Annotated in this window: 1 pseudogene; it reads right to left on the reverse strand. The window is 60.9% G+C overall.

The window, feature by feature from the left end:
* Positions 1–772, reverse strand: a pseudogene (locus F7P65_RS21855) (IS3 family transposase); the annotation flags it as partial.
* Positions 773–836 lie beyond the last annotated feature (64 nt).

Raw genomic sequence — 836 nt, forward strand, 5'->3', positions numbered from 1 at the left:
GCGTCCATGGTGTTCGATAGCCGCCAGGCCAGCACCTTGCGGCTCGCCCAGTCCATGATGGCGACCAGATAGAGGAAACCCCGGCGCATGGGCAGATAGGTCACGTCCGCGCACCAGACCTGGTTGGGGCGCGTGATTTCCAGATTGCGCAGCAGATAGGGATAAATCCGATGCTCGGGATGCGGATCGCTTGTGCGAGGACGCTGGTAAATTGCCGTCAGCCCCATCACCGCCATCAGCCGCCGGACACGGCGACGGCCGATCGCATGGCCCAGACGCCGCAAATGCCGCGCCATCTGACGGCTGCCGTACCACGGACATTCCATGAACGTCTCGTCGATCACCGTCATCAGCGCCAGCGTCTCCTTGGTTTCCGGCACCGGCGTGTAGTAATAGGACGACCGGCTGATCGACAGCAGGCGGCACTGCATCGCGATCGACAGGTGCTGGTGTGTCGGCTCGATCTTCGATCGCCTCCAGGCCACGCTCATCGACCGGAGGCTTTCGCCAAAAAATCCCTTTCCACCAGCAATTGCCCGATCTTGGCGTGCAACTTCTCGATTTCCGCCTCACTGGCAGCCTTCGAGCTCTGATCGCCGTTATCGAACAGGCTGGCCATCCCATCCATCGCCTGCCGCTTCCATGCACCGATCATCGTGTGGTGGATGCCATGCTTCGCTGCCAGTTCCGCCAGCGTCAGATCGCCACGGATCGCCTCCATCGCAACCTTCGCCTTGAAATCCGCGCTGTAGCGCTTTCTCGTCGTCTTCATTCCCGTCCATTCCTTCAGGTCGGGATGAGCTTAACACCCTGTCCGAATTTCCGGCACCACCTCA

Origin of the sequence: Sphingobium estronivorans, assembly GCF_008692605.1 — a bacterium.
Taxonomy (GTDB): domain Bacteria; phylum Pseudomonadota; class Alphaproteobacteria; order Sphingomonadales; family Sphingomonadaceae; genus Sphingobium; species Sphingobium estronivorans.